The 25,981-nt window shown below is 46.3% G+C and carries 22 protein-coding genes; 13 read left to right on the top strand and 9 right to left on the bottom strand.

Going from position 1 to position 25,981, the window contains the following annotated elements; all coding sequences use genetic code 11:
- Positions 1-268 precede the first annotated feature (268 nt).
- The 6 genes from Xkoz_RS03535 (at position 269) to Xkoz_RS03510 (ending at position 8,407) form a co-directional block, all read left to right on the top strand.
- Positions 269-3,436 (top strand): thioester reductase domain-containing protein, encoded by a 3,168-nt coding sequence (locus Xkoz_RS03535; protein WP_244183379.1) that lies wholly within the window; start codon positions 269-271, stop codon positions 3,434-3,436.
- On the top strand, positions 3,424-3,606 hold the full coding sequence (locus Xkoz_RS03530; protein WP_099140793.1) for an MbtH family NRPS accessory protein: 183 nt from the start codon (positions 3,424-3,426) through the stop codon (positions 3,604-3,606). The genes Xkoz_RS03535 and Xkoz_RS03530 overlap by 13 nt, the downstream gene beginning before the upstream one ends.
- A 243-nt stretch (positions 3,607-3,849) precedes the next feature.
- Complete coding sequence (glpA, locus tag Xkoz_RS03525) at positions 3,850-5,505, top strand: anaerobic glycerol-3-phosphate dehydrogenase subunit A (protein ID WP_099140792.1); 1,656 nt, start codon at positions 3,850-3,852, stop codon at positions 5,503-5,505.
- Positions 5,495-6,808 carry a glycerol-3-phosphate dehydrogenase subunit GlpB gene (gene glpB / locus Xkoz_RS03520; protein ID WP_099140791.1) on the top strand — a complete coding sequence of 438 codons (1,314 nt, stop codon included), beginning with the start codon at positions 5,495-5,497 and terminating at the stop codon, positions 6,806-6,808. The genes glpA and glpB overlap by 11 nt, the downstream gene beginning before the upstream one ends.
- Positions 6,805-8,010 (top strand): anaerobic glycerol-3-phosphate dehydrogenase subunit GlpC, encoded by a 1,206-nt coding sequence (gene glpC, locus Xkoz_RS03515; protein ID WP_099140790.1) that lies wholly within the window; start codon positions 6,805-6,807, stop codon positions 8,008-8,010. Before glpB ends, glpC begins: the two co-directional genes overlap by 4 nt.
- Positions 8,011-8,098: 88 nt before the next feature.
- Positions 8,099-8,407 carry a Fic family protein gene (locus tag Xkoz_RS03510; protein WP_244183378.1) on the top strand — a complete coding sequence of 103 codons (309 nt, stop codon included), beginning with the start codon at positions 8,099-8,101 and terminating at the stop codon, positions 8,405-8,407.
- Positions 8,408-8,474: 67 nt separating this feature from the next.
- Here the strand turns inward: Xkoz_RS03510 and Xkoz_RS03505 are convergent, their stop codons facing one another.
- From Xkoz_RS03505 to Xkoz_RS03495, 3 genes are all read right to left on the bottom strand, one after another.
- On the bottom strand, positions 8,475-9,575 hold the full coding sequence (locus Xkoz_RS03505; protein WP_099140789.1) for a glycerol dehydrogenase: 1,101 nt from the start codon (positions 9,573-9,575) through the stop codon (positions 8,475-8,477).
- A gap of 245 nt (positions 9,576-9,820) precedes the next feature.
- Complete coding sequence (locus tag Xkoz_RS03500) at positions 9,821-10,858, bottom strand: zinc-dependent alcohol dehydrogenase family protein (RefSeq protein WP_099140788.1); 1,038 nt, start codon at positions 10,856-10,858, stop codon at positions 9,821-9,823.
- Positions 10,859-11,056: 198 nt separating this feature from the next.
- Positions 11,057-11,728 (bottom strand): 7-cyano-7-deazaguanine/7-aminomethyl-7-deazaguanine transporter, encoded by a 672-nt coding sequence (locus tag Xkoz_RS03495; protein WP_099140787.1) that lies wholly within the window; start codon positions 11,726-11,728, stop codon positions 11,057-11,059.
- 167 nt (positions 11,729-11,895) lie between these two features.
- Between Xkoz_RS03495 and tusA the strand changes: the two genes are divergently transcribed.
- Positions 11,896-12,150, top strand: a complete 255-nt coding sequence (gene tusA, locus Xkoz_RS03490; protein ID WP_099140786.1) for a sulfurtransferase TusA — start codon at positions 11,896-11,898, stop codon at positions 12,148-12,150.
- Between the two features lie 233 nt (positions 12,151-12,383).
- On the opposite strand, the gene Xkoz_RS03485 is transcribed toward tusA, so the two are convergent.
- The 4 genes from Xkoz_RS03485 to rsmD all read right to left on the bottom strand — a co-directional run bounded on the left by Xkoz_RS03485 (position 12,384) and on the right by rsmD (position 16,607).
- Positions 12,384-14,744, bottom strand: coding sequence for a zinc/cadmium/mercury/lead-transporting ATPase (locus Xkoz_RS03485; protein ID WP_099140785.1), 2,361 nt, complete (start codon positions 14,742-14,744; stop codon positions 12,384-12,386).
- A 191-nt stretch (positions 14,745-14,935) separates the two neighbouring features.
- The gene (locus Xkoz_RS03480; RefSeq protein WP_099140784.1) at positions 14,936-15,562 is read right to left on the bottom strand and encodes a lysoplasmalogenase; all 627 of its coding nucleotides are present in this window, start codon (positions 15,560-15,562) and stop codon (positions 14,936-14,938) included.
- Positions 15,563-15,705: 143 nt separating this feature from the next.
- Positions 15,706-15,987: a DUF1145 family protein gene (locus Xkoz_RS03475; RefSeq protein ID WP_099140783.1), complete on the bottom strand. Its 282-nt coding sequence runs from the start codon at positions 15,985-15,987 to the stop codon at positions 15,706-15,708.
- A 41-nt stretch (positions 15,988-16,028) separates the two neighbouring features.
- Entirely contained in the window at positions 16,029-16,607 is a 579-nt protein-coding gene (rsmD, locus tag Xkoz_RS03470) for a 16S rRNA (guanine(966)-N(2))-methyltransferase (protein ID WP_099140782.1), read from the bottom strand.
- 307 nt (positions 16,608-16,914) lie between these two features.
- Between rsmD and ftsY the strand changes: the two genes are divergently transcribed.
- The 5 genes from ftsY (at position 16,915) to Xkoz_RS03445 (ending at position 22,710) form a co-directional block, all read left to right on the top strand.
- Positions 16,915-18,642: a signal recognition particle-docking protein FtsY gene (gene ftsY / locus Xkoz_RS03465; RefSeq protein WP_099140781.1), complete on the top strand. Its 1,728-nt coding sequence runs from the start codon at positions 16,915-16,917 to the stop codon at positions 18,640-18,642.
- Between the two features lie 6 nt (positions 18,643-18,648).
- Entirely contained in the window at positions 18,649-19,314 is a 666-nt protein-coding gene (gene ftsE, locus Xkoz_RS03460) for a cell division ATP-binding protein FtsE (RefSeq protein WP_099140780.1), read from the top strand.
- Positions 19,307-20,287, top strand: a complete 981-nt coding sequence (gene ftsX / locus Xkoz_RS03455) for a permease-like cell division protein FtsX (protein ID WP_099140779.1) — start codon at positions 19,307-19,309, stop codon at positions 20,285-20,287. The genes ftsE and ftsX overlap by 8 nt, the downstream gene beginning before the upstream one ends.
- A gap of 212 nt (positions 20,288-20,499) precedes the next feature.
- Positions 20,500-21,357 carry an RNA polymerase sigma factor RpoH gene (gene rpoH, locus Xkoz_RS03450; RefSeq protein ID WP_099140778.1) on the top strand — a complete coding sequence of 286 codons (858 nt, stop codon included), beginning with the start codon at positions 20,500-20,502 and terminating at the stop codon, positions 21,355-21,357.
- Between the two features lie 219 nt (positions 21,358-21,576).
- Positions 21,577-22,710, top strand: a complete 1,134-nt coding sequence (locus tag Xkoz_RS03445; protein ID WP_099140883.1) for a glycerate kinase — start codon at positions 21,577-21,579, stop codon at positions 22,708-22,710.
- A 120-nt stretch (positions 22,711-22,830) separates the two neighbouring features.
- On the opposite strand, the gene Xkoz_RS03440 is transcribed toward Xkoz_RS03445, so the two are convergent.
- Both Xkoz_RS03440 and Xkoz_RS03435 read right to left on the bottom strand, forming a co-directional pair.
- Positions 22,831-23,133, bottom strand: coding sequence for a helix-turn-helix domain-containing protein (locus Xkoz_RS03440; RefSeq protein ID WP_099140777.1), 303 nt, complete (start codon positions 23,131-23,133; stop codon positions 22,831-22,833).
- Between the two features lie 56 nt (positions 23,134-23,189).
- Entirely contained in the window at positions 23,190-23,402 is a 213-nt protein-coding gene (locus Xkoz_RS03435) for a protein NilQ (protein WP_099140776.1), read from the bottom strand.
- 2,174 nt (positions 23,403-25,576) lie between these two features.
- Between Xkoz_RS03435 and Xkoz_RS03430 the strand changes: the two genes are divergently transcribed.
- Positions 25,577-25,900, top strand: coding sequence for a hypothetical protein (locus tag Xkoz_RS03430; RefSeq protein WP_099140775.1), 324 nt, complete (start codon positions 25,577-25,579; stop codon positions 25,898-25,900).
- The last annotated feature ends 81 nt before the right edge of the window (positions 25,901-25,981 follow it).

Below are 25,981 nucleotides of genomic sequence, written 5' to 3'. Positions count from 1 at the left end.
AATACATGCTGTCTTCCAAATAATGATTGGCTTTATATAAGTTGATTGTTTAATTAATAAAAGATTACAAATTAATACTAATCAATATATTTATTAAATTCGCAATAATTTTTTGCAATTTATTTTTCTGATTCAGTTGGCGTCAACATAAGGTATTTGCAAATACTGAATGTAGACAAAAATTGAAGAATAACGACTACCAGCATTAATGCCTCTATTCATCATGAAAATTGATGAAACCAATGAGGCTCTGAATGAGAGTATCATTATGAATACTTACACACACAAGGCAATATTACACACAGCATTGACTACTGGGCAAAAAAACGCTCCTGCTGTTGCACCTGAATTTACGAGTATTATCAGTTGCATGACGGCAGAGTTAGTACCGTGGTTTAAGAGCGTCCCTTCTCGGTTGTCTGAGTTGGCTAAAAGTATACCCAATGAGATAGCGGTTTCTGATCCGTATGAAACGTTGACATTTGGGGAATTGGACCAACGCATTGAGAAGGCGGCTTATATTTTGCGTTACCACGGTGCCAAAATGGGTAGCAGTGTTGCCATTGCGGCCCAGCGAGGTATTGCATGGTTTATCACCATGCAGGCAACGTGGCGAATTGGGGCGGTATATATCCCCCTAAATACCCTGATGCCAGAAAAACGTCTGAACGATATTCTCGCCAGCCTGCCGGAAAGCATTCTGGTCTCCGATGATACCGTCTCGGCGGGGCTTAAGGCGTCAACATTCATCCCCATGAATGCTATCCTAAATCCGATGGCCAACGCTGAAACAGCAGAAAACATGGATATCCCCGTGTTGGGTGATCATCCGGCTTATGTGATGTTTACTTCTGGCTCTACAGGCTTGCCAAAAGCCGTACAAGTTCAGCATGACAACCTGACCGCGTGCCTATGCGGATTTGGCAAACTGTTGTCGATTAGCCCGCGTGACCATATGCTGGCATTGACGACGTTCTCTTTTGATATCTCTGTCCTGGAATTGCTGCTGACCGTGGTGCATGGAGGCAGTATCTATATCGCGTCAATTGACACCCAACGTGATGCAATGGCGTTGTCTGAAACACTGTCAGATCCCCAATTCACTTTCGCCCAGGCAACACCGGTTACCTGGTCAATGGCCCTGAATGCGGGATGGAAGCCGCGCCCAGCAATGAGCATGTTGTGTGGCGGGGAGGCGCTGTCACAAGATCTGGCAGATAAACTGACCGCCACCGGAAGCACATTATGGAACGTCTATGGCCCCACGGAAACAACCATCTGGTCAACGGCGTATTGCATGAAAAAGGGCGATAAAGTGCAACTGGGAGGACCTATTCCGGGCACCAGTATTATGGTTGTGGATGAACATTTGCGACCGGTGCCTAAAGGAACCGTGGGCGAAATTCTTATCGGTGGATTGGGCGTGACCGCAGGCTATCGCAATAACCCAACCGAAACGGCCAAAAGATATGTCCCCGACATGACTCAAAAAGGTAAAAGAGCCTATTTGACCGGCGATATGGCACGTATGCTTGAGGATGGCTCCTTGATTTATATGGGGAGACAAGATGATCAGGTGAAAGTACGGGGACATAGAATCGAGTTAGGTGAGATAGAGATTGCATTGAGAAAACAATACGGCGTACAGGATGCGATTATTCGCGTTGCTGGCAGTGGTGATTTTGCCAAGATCCAAGCGTTTGTGCTGTTCAATCCTACTTTGGTTGTGCCGGAGGAATGGGTACGCGAAACCCAACGCTCTCTCAGGGAAATACTGCATGACGCCTGGATACCGACCGAATATTACCGTATTCCCTATATTCCGCTGACAAACAGCGGCAAAAGGGATAAAAAACGGTTGGAAGAGGTGGCGGAACGATTAAATGCCAGCCATGACAGAGTGCCGCCGCGAACAGAAACTGAAAAACGCGTTGATGAAATTTGGCGTGGTTTACTGGGAACGGATATCTTCGGCATCACGGATGATTTCTTCCAAATCGGCGGTCACTCTATTCTGGTCGCCCGCATGGTCGAACACATTGACAACGCGTTTTCACTGCGGGTGCCGATTTCCGCAATCTATGTGGAGCCAACCATTGCCAAAATAGCCGCCATCTTGGATGAAATCATGGCTGCCCGTCAGACAAACCCGACTCAGCTCGCCGGAACTTACCATAATGAAGCCTTAATTCGTCAGCATGCCAAAAGGCTCAAGGATGACGTTTACCTGAAAGAAGGGGTTCGTCCTGATGGATTGGCTCATGCCAATGGGTATCAGCCAGATAAAATATTACTGACAGGAGCGACCGGATACCTTGGGCTGCATTTGCTGGAGCAGTTACTGAAACAGACCTCTGCCAGAGTCATTTGCTTATGCCGAGCCTCTGATGCCGAACACGCCCGTGCAAGGCTCAAGGCCGGCTGCAACAATTACCACATTGATATTGGTGACGGGCTTGAGCGGGTAGATATTATTCTCGGTGATTTGGGACAGCCGCGTTTTGGTTTATTGCCGGAGTCATGGGCGCAACTGGCCGAAGAGATTGATGTTATTTACCACAACGGGGCATGGGTTAATTTCATCTATCCTTATAGCGCCCTGAAAAGTATCAACGTTGACGGCACCCGAACAGCACTGGAGCTGGCTTGTACCGCGCGCCTGAAACATTTTCATTATGTTTCTTCTGTCAATGCACTGTATGCCACGCAGTCGCCTCGCCCCTATCTGGAAGATGATCGTGCGATGGGAGAGCCGGTTCGTGACCCTTCCGGTTATTCAGGCAGTAAATGGGTTTCTGAAGGGATCATCAATATTGCCCGTCAAAGAGGCGTCCCTGTGAGCATTTACCGGCCAGGGTTGATCCTCGGACACACGCGCACCGGAGCGGCACAGGGTAATGATTATCTGATCGCCTCCTTGAAAGGTTATTTGGCAATGGGTTTTTATCCTGACCATGCCTTATTGCTGGATATCGTACCGGTTGATTATGTCGCGTCGGCACTGGTGCATATCTCCAGACAGCCGGAGTCCAATGGAAAATTCTTTAATCTGTTCAACCCAGAGCAGGTTTCTATCCGGCAATTTTTCGATTGGGTGCAAGATTTTGGTTATATCCTCAACCCTGTGCCATTTAATGAGGGGAAAGAGAAGATCCTGGCACTGGATGATACCCATCCACTGTATCCCTTGATCCCACTGATCCGAGATATGACGGAAAGACCTTATCGTGCATTAGATCCGGCTTATGTGAATGAAATTCATCCTGAACGGGAGCTGAAAAATACGCTGGCGGGGTTAGCGGGAAGCCCTATCCGTTGCCCGACAATAACGGCTGAATACGTCCACCAAGTGTTGCGTTACCTGATTGGTACTGGATTCTTGCCGGCGGCGCTGTCAGAACGTTTTAAAAAGGAGGCCATATCATGGAACGATTAACCGGCAGCGATGCCATCAATTGGATGGTCGTCATCAATGGTAAAAAGCAGTATTCGGTCTGGCCGGTTGCGTATGAGATCCCGCTGGGATGGATGGCAATCGGCAGGACAGGAACGAAAGAAGCGTGTCTGAGCCATATTGCTAAAATTTGGCCGCAGCCAACAAAATAGATATCGTTACTTGATAACGTAAATCAAATTATGGGCATGTTCCTGCGGGTTCATGCCCATCTTTATTTCCATCTTCCCTGAACATGCATTTTTTATGACATTTTAAGCGCGATTCTCGCTCGTTTTTGTTCCTTATCAAACAAAAAATCCAGAAGTTGTATATATTTTATCTATCCCGACTCGATATTAACTCGCCGGATACGTGGCCGTGACTGGCATAGAAACGAAAAAGGAGCGTCTCCAATGAATGTCTCTCCGGTAACAGAAACTGATGTCATCATTATCGGCGGAGGGGCGACCGGTGCAGGAATTGCGAGAGACTGCGCCCGCCGCCGTTTGCGCTGCATTTTATTGGAACGCCGTGATATTGCCACAGGAGCGACAGGGCGCAATCATGGCTTGCTGCATAGTGGGGCACGTTATGCCGTAACGGACAGCGAGTCGGCAAAAGAGTGCATCAAGGAAAACAAAATCCTCAAGCGCATTGCCCGCCATTGCATTGAAAAAACCAATGGATTGTTTATCACTTTGCCAGAAGATCCCCCAGATTATCAGCAGACTTTTATCACGGCCTGTGGGAAAGCAGGGATTGATGCGCAGGCAATGGTGCCAGAAGAAGCCTTGCGTCTGGAACCCTCCGTTAACCCCGATTTAACTGGGGCAGTGATGGTGCCGGATGGCACCGTTGATCCCTTTAGATTGACCGCAGCCAATATGCTGGATGCCAAAGAGCATGGCGCACAGGTGCTGACTTACCATGAAGTGATGGGACTGATCCGGCAAGGAGATAAAGTGACCGGTGTGCATGTTTATGATCATCAACATAAACGGCTATATGACATTTATGCCCAAATCATTGTGAATGCGGGGGGAATTTGGGGGCAGAAAATCGCTGAATATGCCGAGTTGCAGGTGCGAATGTTGCCGGCAAAAGGGGCATTGCTGATCCTTGGGCATAGGATCAACAATATGGTGATTAACCGTTGCCGTAAGCCGGCTGATGCCGACATCCTCGTGCCCGGTGACACGATCTCACTGATCGGGACAACTTCCACCCGTGTTGAATATGATCAGATCGACAATATGTTTGTGACACCGGAAGAGGTGGATACCTTGATGCGGGAAGGTGCGCGGCTATCTCCCCAACTTGCGAAGACACGCATTTTACGCGCTTATGCGGGGGTGCGTCCGTTAGTGGCGAGTGATGATGATCCTTCTGGTCGTAACGTCAGTCGGGGAATTGTGTTGCTTGATCATGCACAACGCGATGGTCTGCAAGGCTTCATGACCATTACTGGCGGTAAGCTGATGACTTATCGGTTAATGGCAGAACAAGCGACGGATAAGATCTGTGAAAAACTGGGTGTGACAGAAAGTTGTACGACCGCGCAAGAACCTTTGCCGGGTTCGTGGGATCTCGCCGGCCAGACATTACACACTATGATTTCCTTGTCGGCACCGATCCGCGGATCGGCAGTATATCGTCATGGCGATCGCGCGCCTGGACTGCTGAGTACGGAAAGGTTGGATAAAAGTCTGGTGTGTGAATGTGAAGCCGTCACCGCAGGGGAAATACGTTACGCGACAGAATCTCTGGCCGTGAATAACTTGCTGGACTTACGTCGCCGAACCCGTGTTGGTATGGGAACCTGTCAGGGCGAACTTTGTGCTTGTCGTGCGGCAGGATTACTTAATCGTCTTGGTGTGGTGACCGGGCAAGAGGCTGAGCAGCAATTGATCCATTTCCTCAATGAGCGTTGGAAAGGGATCCGCCCGGTTGCCTGGGGGAATGCGCTGCGGGAAAGTGAATTCACCAGTTGGATTTATCAGGGGTTATGCGGTCTGGACGATGAGGATCTCAAAAACCTGCCAACAACGGAGGCGCATGATGAAATTTGATGTGGTGTTGATTGGCAGTGGCCTGGCGGGGTTGACCTGTGGTATTCGGCTGGCGGAAGCCGGAAAATCCTGTGCGATCGTCAGTGCGGGCGAAAGCGCGCTCTATTTCTCATCCGGTTCAATGGATCTTCTTGCCCGCTTACCCGATGGCCGTCAAGTGACACAGCCTTTGGCTGCCATCCCCGAATTAATGCAGCAGGCGCCCATGCATCCCTACAGTCGCATGGGTGAAAAAAGGTTCGCGTCATTAACTGATCGGGCTGAACAGTTGCTGCGGGAAAGTGGCTTAACCATGACCGGATCAGCTCTCCAGAACCACTATCGCATTACCCCAATTGGACGCAGGCGCATGACGTGGCTCAGTCCGGCACGCGTCCCTACTTACGCATTAGAACATCCATTACCGTGGCAGCGTGTGCTGGTGATAGGCATTGAAGGTTTTCTGGATTTTCAACCCAAGATGGTCACCAGTGCGTTGCAACAACAGGGAACCAAAGCACAATCGCAGGAAATCTACCTGCCTTTTTTAGACAAGCTGCGTGATAATCCGAGTGAATTTCGTTCGGTTAATATCGCCCGCTGGTTGGATTTACCTGAAAATTTACCGCGGCTGGCAGAAGAAATTAACCGCCTGTCGAAAGGATATGATGCGATTATCTTGCCGGCCTGCCTTGGGTTGGCATCGGATAAAGTGATTGAAGATTTGCAGATATGGATAGGGAAACCCATCTATGTGTTGCCGACATTGCCGCCTTCTTTGTTGGGCATGCGTGTTGATCAGGCTCTACGTGCCCGCTTCCACCAACTTGGCGGGATTGTGATGACCGGAGATGCCGTTCGTCGAATGGAAATAGCGCAGGATCGGATTACCGGTATTTATACCCGCAATCATGGCGACATTCCGTTACGGGCTTCCCAGGTCGTTTTGGCGACCGGCAGTTTTCTCAATAATGGCTTGAAAACGGTATTTGATCGTATTTATGAACCCTTGCTGGATCTGGATCTACTGGAAACCCCGGCACGGGAACAATGGACACGGCAAAACGTCTTTGCTCCCCAACCTTACCTGAAATTCGGTGTAAAAACAGATGAATATTTACGCCCTTTGAAAGAAGGCAAAGCCATTGAGAATCTCTATGCCGCGGGGGCCGTATTGGGCGGGTTCGATCCACTATTTGAAGGCTGTGGCGCAGGTGTTTCTTTACTGAGTGCGCTCTATGTCGCAGAGCAGATCATCGCACAGCGAAGGGTTGAAAAATCGATGCTGCCTGGGCAAGCCGAAACGGGGGAGGTTAAGCAATGAGCCTTTTCGACAATAGCTTTGAAAGCTGTATTAAATGTACCGTCTGTACAACTTATTGCCCGGTTGCCAACGTCAATCCGCTGTATCCGGGGCCAAAACAGGCTGGCCCTGATGGAGAGCGCCTGCGCCTCAAAGATCCTGCCTTATATGATGAAGCGTTGAAATATTGCACCAACTGTAAACGTTGTGAAGTGGCTTGCCCTTCTGATGTGAAAATTGGCGATATCATCCAAAGGGCAAAAGCCAATTACAATCCACATCGCCCCAAACTGCGGGATGCCATTCTCAGCCATACTGACTTGATGGGCAGTTTATCCACGCCATTGGCTCCGGTTGTCAATGCCGTGACCAGCCTGAAACCCATGCGTCATTTGTTGGACAAGACATTGAAGATTGACCATCGGCGCGAACTGCCAAAATATGCTTTTGGGACATTTCGCCGTTGGTATCGCAAGCAGGCAGCAATCCAACAACAATTTAAGGAACAGGTGGCTTATTTTCACGGTTGTTTTGTCAATTATAACCATCCGCAATTGGGCCAAGATCTGCTGAAGGTTTTTAATGCGATGGGCATTGGCGTTCAACTCCTGGCGCGAGAAAAATGCTGCGGTGTGCCGCTGATTGCCAATGGTTTTATTGAGAAAGCGAAACGTCAGGCGCGTGTCAATCTGGCTACCTTGACAACCACGATTATTGAACGCCAGATCCCCGTGGTCGCGACATCATCCAGTTGCACTTTCACCTTGCGCGATGAGTACCCGCATATTCTGGGCGTGGATACGCGCCCTGTGCGTGATCAGGTCGAATTGGCGACACGCTATCTTTATCGTTTGCTGGATAAAGGAGGCAATTTACCATTGAAGCACACGCCGCTGAGAGTGGCTTACCACACGCCATGTCATATGGAAAAAATGGGGTGGGCTGCTTACTCGATCGCATTGATTCAGCGTATTCCTGGTATTGAATTGACTATCCTTGATTCCCAGTGCTGTGGTATTGCGGGCACGTATGGCTTTAAGGCGGAAAACTATGAGGTTTCCCAGGGGATAGGGGCAAATTTATTTCGTCAGATTGAGGCGAGTGGCGTTGATCGGGTGATTACGGATTGCGAAACCTGTAAATGGCAAATCGAAATGTCTACCAGTAAAAAATGTGAACACCCCATCAGTTTGCTGGCGCAGGCGCTCGATTCGGTGGGGTAAATTTCGGCGGATGAGTCAATTAAGTCGGTTATTCGCCTCATTCCATGAGTAGAATAGTTCGACTATTGTCATCATAAGGTAGAATTCAATGTGGTTTCTGCAAACACTGAATAACACCCTGATTGTTAAATTGAAACAAATTGATGGCTTAGTAAAAAAGACTCAATTCTGGCGTCGTGTTGATCAAAGCCAACTTAGTCAGGAACAAATAAAAGCATTGAACAGAATGCTGGATGGTGATTTTCAACAAGGCATTAATAGCAGCCAATATCAAAAAGTGGCTAAAGTTAGCCGTGCAACCGCCACCCGACACTTAAACCATCTAATAGAACTCGGTTGTTTAGAAAAAACGGGGGCTGGTGGCCGTAGCACACGTTATATTATTCATTATTTCTGAATCTATCTTGCAAAACTTTTAGGGCGGAAATTCCCGCCCTAAAACAGCCTATTATTTTTGCCATCACTTAATACAGCCAATCTTTGCCTATCTGATCGGCGGCCAAAATCGCAGCGTAAACCTGTTCTGGTGTCACAGTAAAGGGCATATTGTGAATGGTTTCACCCTTGGCGCAGCTTGCGATAGCGACTTGCATGATTTTTTGAGGCAGTTTCTCATTATCACGTAAGCCCAATTGCTCCAGTGTGATCGGCAAACCCACCTGAACACAGAAATCGAGCACGGTTTCTAACTCTTCACTTGGGCTATTTTCCAGGATCAGTTGGGTCAGCGTACCAAACGCGACTTTTTCGCCATGATAGAGGTGATGACACTCTTCCAGCACGGTAAAACCGTTGTGGATAGCGTGGGCGGCTGCCAGACCTGCACTTTCAAAACCAATACCACTCAGATAAGTATTGGCCTCCACAATATTTTCAACGGCGGGTGTGCTGACACCGGCTTCGACCGCCAGTTTTGCTTTGTAACCTTCCGCCAACAGCGTTTCATAACACAGTTTTGCTAATGCTAAGCCTGTTGTCGATGTCGCACCACCCGCCATGGTTGGCTTATGGGCTGTACTGCTGGCTCGTGCTTCAAAATAAGTGGCGAGGGCATCCCCCATACCGGCCACAAGCAGACGAACCGGTGCTTTGGCAATGATATTGGTATCCATCAGCACAATATTGGGATTTTGCGGATAAAACAGGTAGCTGTCGAATTCACCGAGTTCAGTGTAAAGAACAGAAAGGGCACTGGTTGGAGCATCGGTTGAAGCAAGGGTAGGGGAAATAATCACGGGTATTTTCGATTCGTATGCAACGGCTTTGGCGGTATCAATCGTTTTTCCTCCCCCGATCCCAACGACTGCCTGACATTGCTGCTCCAGCAAAATGGCAGATAAGCGATGGATCTCACTTTGGCTGCACTCACCGTTGAAGAGTTCGAAATGGCTGGTTATTTCGTGTTCTTCCAGACTCTTGCTGACGGTATCCCCAATAAGGTTCATCACGAAATTATCGGCGATCACAAAGACGTGATCAGCAAGCATTTTGGTGTATTGACCAATGTGAGATAACGCACCTGGTCCCTGGATATATTTGGATGGAGACTGGATCACTTTCAGCATAAGAAATATTCCTTCTTTACTGGAAACTAAGCATGAGTGTCACAATACTGGCATGGGGCGATTTATGTGTTTACCTGCCCATCAATACTATACGGTAAAATAGACAGAGAAGTTATGAGCGAGAGCAGGAAATGGCGGATTTTAGCAAAAATCTGGCTAAAAGGGGGCAAGACACATTAGCAATTGTTTTGAAAGCATAATGTAGCAGGAAGAGTTGTTGCTTGACTCTCTTCCTGCTATACCCGTTATGCTGACAGGACAATTTTCAAGGCTTTCTCTTTAGCCGCATTACCAAATACTTCATAAGCCGTTTCTATTTCACTCAATGGATAGTGATGAGTGACCAGCTTTTCAGGGGCAATTTTGCCGGATTGAACGCTTTTCAGTAGCATGGGCGTACTGCTTGTGTTGACCAGCCCAGTGGTAATGGTAATGTTTTTGATCCAGAGACTTTCCAGATGTAGGTCAACCGACTTGCCGTGGACGCCCACATTGGCAATAAACCCACCTGCTGCAATAATGTCCTGACATATTTTGAACGTTGCGGGGATACCCACACACTCAATGGCGACGTCGACACCAGTACCATCAGTGAGTTTGTTAATGACTTCTACGACGTTTTGTTTTGTTGGGTTGATAACCGTGTTAGCCCCAAACTGCCGGGCGACGTTAAGGCGGTTATCATCAGTATCGATCATGATGATATGTGCCGGGGAGTAAAACTGTGATGCCAGTAATGCTGATAACCCGACAGGCCCCGCGCCAATTAAGGCGATAGTGTGACCAGGTTGAACCCTGCCATTGATAACACCAATTTCAAGACCGGTTGGCAGGATATCGCTCAGCATTAATGCTGCCGCCTCATCGACATCTTTTGGCAGCCGATGCAGGCTATTATCAGCATGGGGAATACGCACTTTTTCTGCCTGTGTACCATCAATCTTATGCCCCAGGATCCAGCCACCATCTTTACAGTGCGCATAAAGCTGGCGTTTACAATAGCGACAACTACCACAAACGGTGATACAGGAAATAATCACTTTGTCACCGACTTTAATATTGCGAACAGACTCCCCAATGGATTCAACGATCCCAATACCTTCATGGCCCAATGTCCGGCCTTGCTCGACAGTGGGAACGTCTCCCTTGAGGATATGCAGATCGGTGCCACAAATGGTCGTTTTGATGATGCGGACGATAGCATCCGTTGGCTCAATAAGGTGGGGTGGTGCTTTTTCTTCCCAGCGTTTTTTTCCGGCTCCATGATAAACAAGTGCTTTCATATAACCCCCTTCACAGGTGATGGTTGAGTATTAAGAATGACAGTGATCCTGGGTGGTTGGATATCCTCGTGTAGAGACTAAATATGATCGTTTGTTTTCTCTGACGGTAACTCAGCACATGATAGACGTTATTTGCTGCCTAAAGTTTAGCAGATGTAAACATTCTTGGTTTTCCCGTCCGAAGGGGACGGGAAGCGGTCATTTGACGGTGACTAGGGCTTTATCTTCTCTTTGTCGAGCGAAAAAGTATTTCAGAATGACATTCAACAAAATGCCATAAGCCGGTAGGAAGAACAGCATGCAGATAAACAACTTGAAAGCATAATCCACTAAAGCAATTTCTACCCAATGGGTTGCCATAAAGGCATCCGTGCTGCGGTAAAACGCGATAAAGAAGAAGGCCAGTGTATCGAGCATGTTACCGAAAAACATGGCGGTAGCCGGGGCTATCCACCAGCGGCTTTTTTGGCGCAGACGATTGAAGACACCCACATCCAATATCTGGCCGAGTACATAGGCCATAAAGCTCGCTGCGGCAATACGGGCGACAAAGACATTAAAGGTTCCGAGAGCTTCTAATCCCTGCCAGGTTCCCTGAAAAAATAGGGCTGAAATCAGATAAGAGATCAGCAATGCGGGCAGCATGACAGAAATGATGATCCGGCGAGCCAATGGCGCACCATAAATACGCACGGTCAGGTCAGTCGCCAGAAAGATAAAGGGAAATGTAAATGCACCCCAGGTGGTGTGAAAACCAAAAATGGAGATGGGTAATTGCACCAGATAGTTACTGGAAGTAATGATCAAAATGTGAAAAAGTGACAGCCAGATCAATGCCGTAGCCCGCTGTCGCGCAGTCAATTGAAGCATATTGTACCTTTTTGGTAGATGGGGTGAGGGAACCCAAAAAAACAATGTCCCTGAAATCAGGCTGTCGGATCATAAGTGTATTGAGTCATAAAAGTAAAGTACGGCAGTTGACGATATTTTGTAATATAATCCATTGCCATCCATTGTTTTAACCTACAGAGATTGTTATGTCCGATGTTTTTGCCAACCCCGACAAAACGCTTGATACGTTGGGATTACGTTGCCCAGAGCCAGTAATGATGGTGCGCAAAACAGTCCGCCATATGGCTGCGGGTCAGACGTTGTTGATCATTGCAGATGATCCGGCAACAACCCGTGATATTCCTGGATTCTGTCGCTTTATGGATCATGCGCTGATCGCCCAGGAAACAGAACAAACCCCTTATCGATACCTGCTCAAGAAAAGTGAAAATTCTGTTTAATTTGGAAAAATCTATATCATTAACTGGCAGAAAATAAGAGCCGTGCTAGGCTTTAGATATGGCATTTGGTTCATTATCACCTCGCTGAATGTCATATTTTCTTTTTCCTTAATAGCAATCTTATGTAGTCAATTTAATTTTGAAAAGGTGCAGAGTATCAGCATGCACCTTTTCGATTTGTATTCTTCCTTCGTGACTTTCCACTCCTGCCCGTAGTCATCGGGCGGCGTTCCTTATTGCTTTTGTGATTTGTTCCTGAGCAGTCGGATTGCGTTTGCTGTCACTAAAGCCGTCGCTCCCGAATCGGCCAAAACGGCCATCCATAATCCGGTAATACCCAACAGGCTGGTGATAAGAAAGATCGCCTTTAAGCCTAATGCAATAGTGATATTTTGACGGATGTTATAATGGGTTGCTCGAGACAAAGCGATAATTTCAGGTAGACCCGTCAGCCGGTTATGTGTCAGGGCAGCATCGGCGGTTTCCAATGCAACGTCAGTACCGCTGCCCATGGCAACACCGATATTGGCGGCTTTCATGGCTGGGGCATCGTTGATGCCATCACCAACCATCATAGTATGGTGTTTCTGACTCAACTCAGTGACGGCTTTCACTTTATCTTCAGGCAATAACCCAGCGCGATAATCAATTCCCAGCCGATTCGCAATGGCGGCCGCGGCGCGGGGATTATCACCTGTCAGCATGACGGCTTCGATACCTTGTGTTTTCAGGATACGGATAGCGTCTATGGCATCCTGACGCAAGGTATCTTGCATTGCTATCAGTCCCATCAGTTGCCCATGATGAGTCACCGCAACCGCTGTTTTTCCACTCTCTTCCAGTTCAGTGACTCTCTGTTCCCATTTTTCGGACAAGGTATCTTCTGGCAACCTACCAGGGGCGGCGACGAGAATGCTTTGCCCCGACAATTGCCCTTCAACCCCTATCCCGGCCAGAGCCTTGCGGTGTTCAGCCTCGACAATAGTGACGCCTCTCTCTTCTGCGGCATTCAGGATCGCTTTTGCCAAGGGGTGATGGGAGCCACTTTCTACGGCACCGGCCAGTGCCAATAAGGTTTCCGCACTGATGCTTTCCACAGGTTCAATGTCAGTCACCTGGGGTTTTCCTTCGGTCAACGTTCCGGTTTTATCCAGGGCAATTGTGCTCACCGAACCAAGTTGTTCCAGCGCCGCCCCCCCTTTGATTAGGGAGCCACGACGGGTTGCTGCGGCCAGTGCGGAAGTAATTGCGGCAGGTGTTGAGATGACTAATGCGCAAGGACAACCAATCAAAAGCAAAGTCAGGCCACGATAGATCCAGGTTTCCCATGAGCCGGCGAAAAACAGTGGCGGGATTAATACCACCAAGGCCGAGAACAAGATAATCAGCGGAGTGTAAACCCGGCTAAATTGGTCGATAAAGCGTTCAATCGGCGCCCGACGCTCTTCGGCTTCTTCAATCAATTGCAGGATGCGGTCAATGGCGTTGTGGCCAGGTTCAGAGATCACCCTCATTTGCACAGCACTGTCGACAGAAAGACAACCCGCGGCGACTTTTTCCCCTTGCTGCCGTTCAACCGGAACAGATTCACCGGTCAGGGCACTTTCATCAAAACTGGCAAAGGGGCTGAGTAGCTCGGCATCGGTAGGCAAACGGGCACCCGGCGCGATTTCAATCCTATCCCCCGGACGCAGATCGGCCGCTGGGACGGTTTTCTTTTTTCCATCCTTAATCAGCAAGGCCTGATCGGGCACTAATGCCATCAAGGCGCTGACGCCACGACGTGCGCGTCCGGCGGCATAGGATTCCAGTATTTCTCCCAACTTGAACAGGAGAATGACCATTGCCGCTTCTGCGGTGGCATCAATGAACAAAGCGCCAATGGCTGCAACGCTCATCAACGTTTCAATGGCGAAGGGCGTGCCAGAACGGATCAGCTTGATAGCCTTGGTCGCGACCGGATATAACCCAATTAGCGCCGTGATGATAAAAGCGATCCGCCCTGCGGCCGCATTAGTTTCTGATATTCCCCAACTGATGAACATCAAAGCAGCCAGAATAAGGATTGGGGAGAACGTTTTCCAGTGATTGACCGCAGGAGGTAATTTAGAGGCTGAACTTGCCTCCCTGATTTCAAAGCCTGCCTGTTTTACCGCCTGTTCAACCGCGGCACGAATATCAATATCAGCATCGACCACCAGCTTCTCTGTGGTAAACAACACCTTGACCAGTTTGGCTTCCGGCAGTTTTTTCACGGCATTTTCGATCTTTCCTGCACAGCTTGGGCAATCCATCCCTTGGATAGTCCAGTTAAAACGCTGTCTTGCCGTTAATTCACTGAGCGTCGTGTCCGGTGTGGCTTGTGCATGATCGTGTGAACAGTGTGCGCCGTTATGTTCATGAGAATGTGCTGTGCCAGTAGTAGAGCAGCAAGAATGACTATGGCTTGGAGCGTGATGCGTATGTTCGTGGCTGTGATCGTGGCATTGACGTGAATGCTCACTTACATCATTGGCAATATTCTGGTGTTCATCTTGTTGGCAAGATAAAGGATCGTGCTGTGATTGCTTATGTTTTTTAGACGTGGATAACATAGGCGACCTCTTAAATAGAGTTAATACTAATGATTAAGATTAACTCTACACTTTGGAGTAAACTCCAGAGTCAAATCCAATAAGAGGAATTTTTTTGATGATTTGTGCTATTTAAGATGAGTTACCCTCATCAACGTCCTTCCTCTTGATGTTATTGATTTCCCAATCCGTTGCTCAATAAGACGAAATTATCATAGGAATAGTGAACGAATAATCAAAAAATGCCCGATAAAGCTACAGGCAGCAACAATCGCTTTTGATGATTTAAAAGAAAAGCGGTAGCGATCAATGAGATTGATACTGTGAGCAAGGAGTAGCAGGATAGCGCCAGCCATGACAGAAAACCGGCTATCATTGCCGAGTGAAAAATAGTGTTCTCCGGCAACCCAAACCATCACCAATGCCATCACGAAGCTATCGACTACCCGCCAACGCGTATTATCCAGACGAGTCCAGACTGTCAGTATGACCACACCGCCAACGACCAGTAAGATCAAAGGGATGGGGAAGAAGAAACTAAAGTCCATCTGTAGGGCAAAACTGATGGTGTATAACAGATAACTCAGGAACAGTGCGATAAACGAGAAGAGTGAATACTTACTGGGGAGCATGCGGAGCGTATCAGAGAGCAAGGCAGTAAGAAGGCCAGCAATAATCAGGTAACTTGAAAGTTCAAAATTGGGTGCCTGCCAGGCCCATAATAACAGGAGCAGCATAGTGACGGGACGGAAAACCCATTGCTGCCAGTGGGTGCCACGATAGGCGGCATCAATATATAACCACCCAGAGAAAAACACAGCAAGAAATGGCCAACTCATATTTTCTTCCTTTTTAACAAATAAATAACGTTTTATTATCAAAAACAAAGAACGTCAATGAGTTATTACGTGAATGACTCACTGACGATATTTGCGCAGTTTCTAATAAGAAAAAAGCAGGATGAGTTATTGGGGATGGAAAGCTATTCTTTCTTCCGCTCTTTCTCTTTTTGTTGTTTCTTCTGCCAGGCCAGTAATTCAAAGACACCAAAAAAGAAGATCTTGGTCTGGAGAAAACCAGACAACTTTTGCTCTTTAGGCTGGGAATTTTTCAGTAACAGCAACTGAAAAGCGTGCATAATTGCCGTAAATACCATGGCAATATCCATAAAATATCGTAATGGCTTAGGGAATGGGTGAAACAAATTGAAGATCATGATACCCCAAACCAAGATCATGATCCCTTTTCCTAACTGAATAAACATCATCGACTCCAAAATCGTGTTTAAGCTGCCTGGACACCAGGTTACTGGTGGCGAATATATAACCGATAAGCAACTTGTCCAGCGGTTTTTTCCCGATGCAGTTGCCAGTTTGGAGGAACTTCTGTCGCGGCAGACTCTATTTCTGCTTCAACATAAATCCAGCTTTCTTTAGCCAGCCAGCCATTGGCTTCCAATAAATGGATTGTTTCAGCCAGCATTCCCTTACGAAATGGCGGATCGAGGAAAATCACATCAAACGGTATTCCGGCGCCGTTAAGATATTGTAGTGCATTCCCTTGTACGACATTGGCATTTTCAGCTTTCAACAAAGCTAAGTTAGCTGATAATTGTTTCGCTACATTGCGATCGTATTCAATTAAGGTAGCGTGGTTTGCATAACGAGACAGAGCCTCAAATCCGAGCGCGCCACTGCCTGAAAAACAATCAAGGCAACGCGCCCCCTGGATCATTGGCATCAGCCAGTTAAAAAGTGTCTCGCGAACGCGATCGGTTGTTGGGCGCAGGCCATCACTATCAGGAACCGGCAATTTTCTCCCGCGCCATTTTCCGCCAATAATGCGAATTTGTCCCAAAGACGAGCGCTGTGGTTTTTTAGTCATAATTTACATAATTTAAATAATTGTCATCCGTTGCGATTAAATCATCGCTGGCGGAGACAAAAAGTGAGTGAAAACGAAGATATCCATTGATTAATTTACCACGAAATTCTGTATAGATATGTGTTGTGGTGTGATGAAAATGTTAGACTGGATTTTATCACCGTTAGAACCTATCTCAGAGGATATAACTGCGCATATCTCATCGATTTTTGGTTGCCATAAACCAACGATGCAGTGGAAAAGATAAACGATATCATGGGATAGGCTGTTATAACGCCATAATTTACCGCGAGGAGTGTAGTGGCCGATGGCAAAAGAGAAAAAAAAAGGTTTCTTCTCTTGGTTTGGACTGGGTCGTCAAGATAAGAAACAACAAGAGGAACACGCTGAACAAGAAAAAATCGTTGCGGAAGAAGCCGTCCGTCGCGAAGCCGAAGAAGCGCAGCAGCAGCGTTTAGCGGAAGAAGCCGTCCGTCGCGAAGCCGAAGAAGCGGAGCAGCAGCGTTTAGCGGAAGAAACCGCCCGTCGTGAAGCCGAAGCAGCGGAGCAGCAGCGTTTAGCGGAAGAAACCGCCCGCCGTGCAGCCGAAGCAGCGGAGCAGCAGCGTTTAGCGGAAGAAACCGCCCGCCGTGCAGCCGAAGAAGCGGAGCAGCAACGCTTAGCAGAAGAGGCCACCCGCCGTGCAGCCGAAGCAGCAGAACAGCAGCGTTTAGCGGAAGAAACCGCCCGCCGTGCAGCCGAAGCAGCGGAGCAGCAACGTTTAGTGGAAGAAACCGCCCGCCGTGCAGCCGAAGCAGCGCAGCAGCAGCGTTTAGCGGAAGAAACCGCCCGTCGTGAAGCCGAAGAAGCGCAGCAGCAGCGTTTAGCGGAAGAAGCCGTCCGTCGCGAAGCCGAAGCAGCGGAGCAGCAGCGTTTAGCGGAAGAAACCGCCTGCCGTGCAGCCGAAGAAGCGGAGCAGCAACGTTTAGTGGAAGAAACCGCCCGTCGCGAAGCCGAAGCAGCGGAGCAGCAGCGTTTAGTGGAAGAAACCGCCCGCCGTGCAGCCGAAGAAGCGGAGCAGCAGCGTTTAGCGGAAGAACAAACCGCCTTGCCTAAGGAACAGGAACGGCCAACTAAAGAAGGTTTCTTTGCTCGTCTGAAACGCAGTTTAGTTAAAACCCGTCAAAATCTTGGCTCCGGTTTTCTGGGACTATTTCGCGGCAAGAAAATTGATGATGAGCTATTTGAAGAGCTGGAAGAGCAGCTACTGATTGCCGATGTGGGTGTTGAAACTACCCGTAAAATCATCACTAACCTGACGACCCACGCCAGCCGTAAAGAGTTGAAAGATGCAGAAGCGCTTTACGCCAAACTGAAAGAAGAGATGTCAACTATTCTGGCAAAAGTGGATAAGCCGCTGGAAATTGAAGGCAAATCCCCTTATGTCATTCTGATGGTGGGTGTCAATGGGGTGGGTAAAACGACCACGATTGGCAAATTGGCGCGTCAATATCAGTCTCAAGGCAAATCTGTCATGTTGGCGGCAGGGGATACCTTCCGTGCCGCCGCGGTAGAGCAGTTACAGGTTTGGGGGGAGCGTAACAAAATTCCGGTGGTTTCCCAACATACGGGCGCAGATTCAGCCTCAGTGATTTTTGATGCCATCCAGTCGGCCAAGGCCAAAGGTGTTGATATTCTGATTGCAGATACCGCCGGACGATTACAGAACAAAGCCCATTTGATGGAAGAGCTGAAAAAAATCGTTCGGGTGATGAAAAAACTGGACGAAGATGCGCCTCATGAAATTATGCTGATCCTGGATGCAAGCACCGGCCAAAATGCAGTAACTCAGGCTAAACTATTCCATGAAGCTGTGGGATTGACGGGTATTTCACTGACCAAACTGGATGGTACGGCGAAAGGGGGAGTCATCTTCGCTATTGCCGACCAATTTGAGATCCCCATCCGCTACATTGGTGTGGGTGAAGGCATTGAAGATCTCCGTCCATTTAAGGCAGACGATTTTATTGAGGCTCTTTTTGCCAGAGAGGATTAACTATCAATGATTCGCTTTGAACAGGTCAGTAAAGCCTATCTGGGAGGGCGGCAGGCGCTGCAAGGGGTGGATTTTCATCTACTTCCAGGAGAAATGGCATTTTTAACCGGTCACTCAGGGGCCGGTAAAAGTACACTTTTGAAACTTATCTGTGGTATTGAACGCCCCAGCGCAGGCCATATCTGGTTTTCTGGTCATGATATCAGCCGACTAAAACCCAGTGAAATCCCTTTCCTGCGCCGTCAGATTGGCATGATTTTTCAGGATCATCACCTGCTTTTGGATCGCACCGTATACGAAAACGTCGCAATGCCCCTGATCATCTCAGGGGCAAGTACTGAAGACATTCGTCGACGGGTATCCGCGGCGTTGGATAAGGTCGGCTTGCTGGACAAAGCGAAAAATGTCCCCATTCAACTTTCTGGAGGAGAGCAACAGCGTGTTGGGATCGCCCGCGCGGTGGTGAATAAACCCACGGTATTGCTGGCGGATGAGCCGACGGGGAATTTGGATGGGGCATTGTCAGAGGGGATCATGCGTCTGTTTGAAGAATTTAACCGAGTTGGCGTAACCGTTCTGATGGCTACCCATGATACTGCCCTCATTGAACGAAGAAATTACCGTATCTTGACCCTGAATCAGGGACGTATGCAAGGAGGACGTCATGGCTAAGCCTGTCCGTCGTTCAGCGAAAAAAACGCAGTCCCCAAAATCCAAGTCCAAATCATTGAAAGGGGGATGGCGGGTACAGTGGCGCTATGCGTGGAAAAGCACGCTGTCCGATATGTTCCGCCAACCGCTGGCAACGTTGCTGACCATTATGGTGATTGCCATTTCTCTGACCTTACCGAGTGTGTTTTATATCGTTTGGAAAAACGTCAATCAAGCCGTCATGCAGTGGTATCCCGTCCCACAACTCACGGTCTATTTGGACAAGTCACTGAATGACAATAGTGTCAAACAGGTCATTGATCAGTTGAAAGGCATGGATGGCGTGAAATCGGTGAATTACCTTTCCCGTGAAGAAGCCGTAAACGAATTCCGTGCATGGTCAGGTTTCGCCAGTGCCTTGGATCTGCTGGAGGAAAACCCGCTGCCGGCGGTTGCCATCGTCTCTCCTGAATTGAATTTCCAAGGCTCTCAGGCATTAACGACATTACGGGATCAGGTTGCGCAGATTAAAGGCATTGAAGAAGTCAGGATGGATGATAGCTGGTTTGCCCGTTTAACCGCGTTAACCGACCTTGTTGGCAGAATTGCTGCGGTGATAGGCATCTTGATGGTGGTTGCGTTGCTCTTGGTCATTGGTAACAGTGTCCGACTGAGTATCTTTAGCCGTCGTGAAACGATTAATGTCATGAAGCTGATTGGGGCAACGGATGGTTTTATTTTGCGTCCTTTCCTCAATGGTGGCGCTTTATTGGGAATTTTGGGATCGATACTCTCCCTGATCCTCTCCTCCTTGCTGGTATGGAAACTCTCCAATGTCGTCACGGAAGTGGCGAGTGTTTTTGGCACAAGTTTTATCCTGCATGGTTTGGATTGGGATGAATCACTCTTATTAGTCCTTATTTCAGGTATGATCGGTTGGATTGCCGCATGGTTTGCAACAATTCAGCATTTGCGTCGTTTTAGGCCGGAATAAAGGTGCTTGCAGGGCTTGCCGGTGAACTTTTGGACATAATTGCTGTCGAAGTCACAGTTATGGTTTTGTCTTGATATTCACACAATTGAGACGATTTGAATATGATCGCTATGGTGGTAAAATAGGCGCGTCTTTGGCTTGAATAAACCTTATTGGTTAACTCAGGCAAATTTGAAGGCCATCAATTTGGATCTAATTTTGAGAGAATTTGAATGACAAAAGAAATGCAAACTTTGGCATTAGTTCCACAAGGTAGTTTGGATGGATACATCCGTGCCTCCAATGCTTATCCAATGCTTTCTGCTGAGGAAGAGAAGGAACTGGCAGAAAGGCTGCATTACCAGGGAGATCTGGATGCAGCGAAAAAGCTGATTCTTTCTCACCTGCGCTTCGTTGTTCATATTGCCCGTAGTTATGCCGGTTATGGTCTGCCGCAAGCGGATTTAATTCAGGAAGGTAATATTGGCCTGATGAAAGCGGTTCGTCGATTTAATCCAGAAGTGGGTGTCCGTCTAGTTTCTTTTGCTGTTCACTGGATTAAGGCAGAAATCCATGAATATGTACTGCGTAATTGGCGCATTGTGAAAGTTGCAACAACAAAAGCTCAGCGTAAGCTGTTCTTTAATTTGCGTAAGGCTAAACAGCGTCTGGGGTGGTTCAATCAGGATGAAATTGAACTGGTCGCCAAAGAATTGGGTGTGACCAGCAAAGATGTCCGAGAGATGGAATCCCGTATGTCAGCGCAGGATATGGCATTTGATATGTCCTCTGACGATGACAGCCATGATAGCCATCCCGTCGCTCCAGTACTGTATTTGCAGGATAAGGCTTCTGATTTTGCCGATGGCATTGAGGAAGATAACTGGGAAACCCACGCTGCGGATAAACTTTCTGTGGCGATGGAAGGGCTGGATGAACGTAGCCAAGACATCATTCGTTCACGTTGGTTGGATGATGACAATAAAACTACCCTGCAAGAATTGGCAGATAAGTACGGTGTCTCTGCTGAGCGTGTTCGACAACTGGAAAAAAATGCCATGAAGAAATTGCGACTGGCGATCGAAGCGTAATCCCTCCTCGATGGGTTGTATGTAATTTAGCCACCGGCTATTTAATTGCATATAATGAGTTGAACACCTTGCTAGATTAAAAAGCGATAATTTGTGTTATCGCTTTTTTTATGCGCGTAAAGCAAAATCAGCAGCATTGATATTAACTTCTCAAAATATTGGGTTTAGCGGATCAAGCGTGCCGGAAAATGTGCACCAGAGAGCCGAGGATATTCCATGATGAAAATTGTGATTGCCCCTGATTCATTTAAGGAAAGCCTGAGTGCCTTGCAGGTGGCGCAGGCGATAGAGCGGGGATTTAAGGAAATTTATCCACAGGCAGACTATATCAAGTTACCCATGGCAGATGGCGGAGAAGGGACAGTCGAATCACTGGTGGCTGCAACGGGGGGAAAACGTATCGTATGTACTGTTACCGATCCCTTAGGGCAACCTGTTGACGCCTTTTTTGGCCTGCTTGGCGATGGAAAAACCGCGGTGATTGAAATGGCCGCCGCCTCTGGTTTGCATTTGGTGCCGATGGCGCAGCGTAACCCTCTGATAACGACCAGTTATGGAACCGGAGAATTGATCCTGGCCGCATTGGAGCAGGGTGCCCACAAACTGGTTATCGGCATCGGAGGCAGCGCAACCAACGATGGCGGCGCGGGTATGATGCAGGCGCTTGGGGCAACGTTATTGGATGGCGATGGTCGTATTCTGCCATTCGGCGGCGCGGCATTAACCCGGCTGGAGCGTATTGACTTAACGCACCTTGATCCGCGGCTCAGGCAGATTGAACTTATCGTGGCTTGTGATGTGGATAATCCGTTATGTGGTGAATTGGGGGCATCAGCGGTGTTTGGTCCACAAAAAGGCGCGACACCGGAAATGGTTAAATCGTTGGATTCTGCATTGCATCATTATGGCGTGAAAATCGAATCCCTGACTGGCAAAAGAGTGATTGACGCTATGGGTGCTGGTGCGGCTGGAGGGATGGGCGCATCCTTATTGGGATGTTTAGGGGCAAAATTACAGCCAGGTATTGAGATTGTTATCGAAACCTTGCAATTGGAAGATGCTATTTTGGGGGCGGACCTGGTCATTACGGGTGAGGGGCGTTTGGACAGCCAGACCATACACGGTAAAACGCCCATTGGTGTTGCCCGTGTGGCGAAAAAGTTTGGTATTCCCACCATTGCATTGGTTGGGGGAATGAGCCGGGACTATCATGTTGTGCATCAACATGGGCTGGATGCCGTCTTTTCCATCATACCGGAGGCTTGTTCCCTTGCTGACGCTCTTGCCAATGGCGCTGATAATTTGCAGGTAACCGCCCGGAATATCGCCGCGGTTTGGGCTATTTCCCATTGAATGCGATGATTGAATAACAAGAAACAACAGTGAAATGTTGCAATACAGCGGCATGACAAAGGTCAGAAGCCTGAATGGGAGAGTTCACAACAGGCTTCTGACGAATTTACCTTGTCCCATTTAACAACCATTCTTTCCTATAATGGTTTCAGCCATGGGAATATATTGATCAGTCACTTTATTAACCGTATTTTCTTCTTTCTTTTTTTCTTTGCAATCCTGGAAAAACCACTCAATTGGCGTATTTAATATCTCGGCAATTTTAACCAGATGGGTGATATTAATCCTGTTTGTTCCTCTTTCGTAACGCGAAAGTTGTTGTTGACTGAGACCAAGTTGCTTTGCCAACGCTGTCGCAGTGATACCCAGTTCTTTCCTTTTCTTTTGAATACGTATTCCGACTAATAGGTTTGCATCTTCCATATCTTATCCTTTTTTAATCAGTAAGTTATGGCGTCATCAAGGAGAATTGCTGGAGCTTAAATTTTCGCTTCGCCAGTCGCTCGTAAAATAGAGCCTGCCTTGACGGATTCACTACCGTTCACGGTATGCCTATTGTTACCACCTGATCCGCCGTTTTTGTTTTCTGATATGCGTCTTGTTTTGGTAATCCCTGTTTTATTGCTACCTCTGCATATTTTTTCTGCTGCGTTACTGATACGGCCTAAACAGAATTTCTGTTCTTCTTGCATGAGAGATAACCAATATGCTCCTAATTTTTATCTTATAGGATTTTATGCAATTAAATAAATTTATCTTATTGATTTTTAAGGTTTTTAATTGATTAAGTAAGGTAAATAAGTAAAAATCAGTAAGTTTTTAGCTAATATCATGATAATTGACATATATCTTTTGTATTGATGATTTTCTTGAGGCTATAAACTGGACAAAATATACCAAACTGTAAACATAATCCTACATAATTTAACCTAAGTCAAATTTCATTATACGCTACAAATCATTAAATCTAACCAATTATAATATATGAATTTTTTTTGTTATTCACATATTTTGTTACGTTATCATAATATTGATTGTGAAAAAATATTACTTGATTTTAGTCAAGCATCGCAAAATTACCCAGAATTAATGTGTAAAAAGCATTACATATCCAAAATTTAATTCTACTTCATGATGAGCGCGCGGATTATAAATCTAAACTAGACAGTTTGGTATAAATTGTTTTGTTTTTTAACAAAATTTTCTGGATTTGACTTATGTAAGGATGTTTTACTGCTTTAGTGAGTTATTCTGGCTGATTTGCTATATTTTTATTAAAAATATCCTTTACTATTACCTTTTCCACTAAATAGACTGTTAATTCACCTAAAAATGGCATTCACTCGCACTTTTGAATTTTTCGAAAACGGCAGGAATATTCTTACCAGATCTTGAGTGATATTTATTGTTTGTTTAATAAAAACAAAAGCATATGATTTTTTCTGGGGGGAGAATTGTTTTATTAGGTCGTATTCTGTTTTTCTTTGATGGTTTATCTATGGAAAATCACAGCGTTAAGGTGTTTTTTCGGGATACTGTATTAAAATTGCAAAAAACAACAGTTTCACAAGGTTACCAGAAATACGATCCCTGTTAGGAACAGAGGTGAATCACTCAATAAATGTAGCCAGGTAACAGGGCGTTATCCCATTGAGTGAAATTTGAGCTTTTGACTTGGCCATCCGAAGTGCGCCATCTATCACAACCCATAATCGATAGAACTGGCAATATCAACATTATATACCCGTCGTCTTTCAAGTTGCCGCTTTGTTGGCTGCGCTCATTCACCCCAGTCACAGAGTTATCTATGCTCCTGGGGGTTCATTCCCTTGCCGCCGCGCCGCATCTTGAAATCCATAGGGTATAAATACAAGAATAAGGGTAATGAGATTTTTCTTTTAAATCATGTTATTCCTTTATTTTTTCTATTATTAAAAATAATTATTTAATTAATTTAGATGCTGGGGTTATAAACGCATTAAACTTCAAGTTGCAATTTACAACACTATATGAAATCACACGCATCTTGAAGTTAGATTGGTATAAACGCATTATTTATTAAAATAAACCGACTGAATAATAAGGCAATAGGCATTATTAATTTCGGTTATATGATTTTTATTGCCATGAATACACTTATTTAAAGATAGTTTTTCCTATCTGAAGATATATTGCGACTAACAGATGCAGAAAATGATAATCCGCAGTAACACGAATGCCTTCCTTTCGTTAGACTCCCTCCTTACACCATTTCTTATGCACTCTGATTGATAAAAAAACCAACGTTTCATCCCCTCTTTTAACATCTTAGCCTCCAAATAAAAAAGAATATTTTGAATGGCAACAATATATTTTTGCGTGATTTAATGCCAAGCCTATCCCCTGAACCAATTAAAAAACTCACCTACGTATAACAAAAAATAATATAGACTTAAATACAAATGAATATCAATATTATAGTAAAAAATAGTGTGATGACGAAACAATAAGTAACTAAAAATAGTTATTTTCGAGACGATGAAATTTTAAAATGACGTGGCACTTAAACTGAACAGTATAGATAGCAAGAATAATTACCTCTATACCAGTCGCCTTTCAAGATGCGTTTTATATCTCCCCGCGCAGCGGGGAGATATAAGCACTTCCATTGGTTTGCAAACTGCAACTTGAAGTTGGATTGGTATATATACGCGTAAAATCCTAATAGCAACAGGGAATTGGGCGTTGTTAATTCTTTGTTGCTAATAAATATTAACCATTTTGTATGAAGGAGAATGCTGAAAGATTGCAAGAATAGCTGTAATTCTCTTTATTTTTTCATGGATTACTCATCACTTGTGAACGGAATGCATTCGTGTAATTTTTTATGGAACTATCTGAAAGTTCGTTAAATTCGAATTTATATCACCTTCATCCTGCTCAAGAAGATGTGTTTTTCGAGCAAATCCTAAATGAAAAAATGCAGTCTGGAACAAAAGAAAAAGCCAAGCTCAGGATACAGCAGCAAATAGATAAGCCGATACGTTTTTTTAAGAAAAGCCTATATCAGATCACATGGACTCGCTTAACAGCTGAAAAACATTATTTACCCTATAAATTTAAGCTAAATATTAATACTGAATGGACAAAATACAGCAAAGGCTTAGCGCTTATGCCAGTAAATATACGCAATAAATCCATTTTTATTTAGTCGTGAAATTCAGCGGAATAAAAAATTACAGTAGTTAAAACGCTTATCTAAAAACAGGAAAAAAATGGAATATCTTATTTT

The sequence above is a fragment of the Xenorhabdus kozodoii genome (genome assembly GCF_002632875.1).
GTDB classification, from domain to species: Bacteria; Pseudomonadota; Gammaproteobacteria; order Enterobacterales; family Enterobacteriaceae; genus Xenorhabdus; species Xenorhabdus kozodoii.
This window is presented reverse-complemented; position numbering and strand designations above follow the sequence as displayed.

Excerpts from the sequence above, each read along its gene's own strand:
- Xkoz_RS03485 (WP_099140785.1), bottom strand. The coding sequence starts at position 14,744 with ATGTTATCCACGTCTAAAAAACATAAGCAATCACAGCACGATCCTTTA.
- Xkoz_RS03530 (WP_099140793.1), top strand. The coding sequence starts at position 3,424 with ATGGAACGATTAACCGGCAGCGATGCCATCAATTGGATGGTCGTCATC.
- Xkoz_RS03480 (WP_099140784.1), bottom strand. The coding sequence starts at position 15,562 with ATGAGTTGGCCATTTCTTGCTGTGTTTTTCTCTGGGTGGTTATATATT.
- Xkoz_RS03475 (WP_099140783.1), bottom strand. The coding sequence starts at position 15,987 with ATGTTTATTCAGTTAGGAAAAGGGATCATGATCTTGGTTTGGGGTATC.
- Xkoz_RS03510 (WP_244183378.1), top strand. The coding sequence starts at position 8,099 with ATGTGGTTTCTGCAAACACTGAATAACACCCTGATTGTTAAATTGAAA.
- tusA (WP_099140786.1), top strand. The coding sequence starts at position 11,896 with ATGTCCGATGTTTTTGCCAACCCCGACAAAACGCTTGATACGTTGGGA.
- rpoH (WP_099140778.1), top strand. The coding sequence starts at position 20,500 with ATGACAAAAGAAATGCAAACTTTGGCATTAGTTCCACAAGGTAGTTTG.
- rsmD (WP_099140782.1), bottom strand. The coding sequence starts at position 16,607 with ATGACTAAAAAACCACAGCGCTCGTCTTTGGGACAAATTCGCATTATT.
- Xkoz_RS03445 (WP_099140883.1), top strand. The coding sequence starts at position 21,577 with ATGAAAATTGTGATTGCCCCTGATTCATTTAAGGAAAGCCTGAGTGCC.
- ftsE (WP_099140780.1), top strand. The coding sequence starts at position 18,649 with ATGATTCGCTTTGAACAGGTCAGTAAAGCCTATCTGGGAGGGCGGCAG.
- Xkoz_RS03435 (WP_099140776.1), bottom strand. The coding sequence starts at position 23,402 with ATGCAAGAAGAACAGAAATTCTGTTTAGGCCGTATCAGTAACGCAGCA.
- Xkoz_RS03430 (WP_099140775.1), top strand. The coding sequence starts at position 25,577 with ATGGAACTATCTGAAAGTTCGTTAAATTCGAATTTATATCACCTTCAT.
- ftsX (WP_099140779.1), top strand. The coding sequence starts at position 19,307 with ATGGCTAAGCCTGTCCGTCGTTCAGCGAAAAAAACGCAGTCCCCAAAA.
- glpC (WP_099140790.1), top strand. The coding sequence starts at position 6,805 with ATGAGCCTTTTCGACAATAGCTTTGAAAGCTGTATTAAATGTACCGTC.
- Xkoz_RS03500 (WP_099140788.1), bottom strand. The coding sequence starts at position 10,858 with ATGAAAGCACTTGTTTATCATGGAGCCGGAAAAAAACGCTGGGAAGAA.
- Xkoz_RS03505 (WP_099140789.1), bottom strand. The coding sequence starts at position 9,575 with ATGCTGAAAGTGATCCAGTCTCCATCCAAATATATCCAGGGACCAGGT.
- Xkoz_RS03535 (WP_244183379.1), top strand. The coding sequence starts at position 269 with ATGAATACTTACACACACAAGGCAATATTACACACAGCATTGACTACT.
- glpB (WP_099140791.1), top strand. The coding sequence starts at position 5,495 with ATGAAATTTGATGTGGTGTTGATTGGCAGTGGCCTGGCGGGGTTGACC.
- Xkoz_RS03440 (WP_099140777.1), bottom strand. The coding sequence starts at position 23,133 with ATGGAAGATGCAAACCTATTAGTCGGAATACGTATTCAAAAGAAAAGG.
- Xkoz_RS03495 (WP_099140787.1), bottom strand. The coding sequence starts at position 11,728 with ATGCTTCAATTGACTGCGCGACAGCGGGCTACGGCATTGATCTGGCTG.
- ftsY (WP_099140781.1), top strand. The coding sequence starts at position 16,915 with ATGGCAAAAGAGAAAAAAAAAGGTTTCTTCTCTTGGTTTGGACTGGGT.
- glpA (WP_099140792.1), top strand. The coding sequence starts at position 3,850 with ATGAATGTCTCTCCGGTAACAGAAACTGATGTCATCATTATCGGCGGA.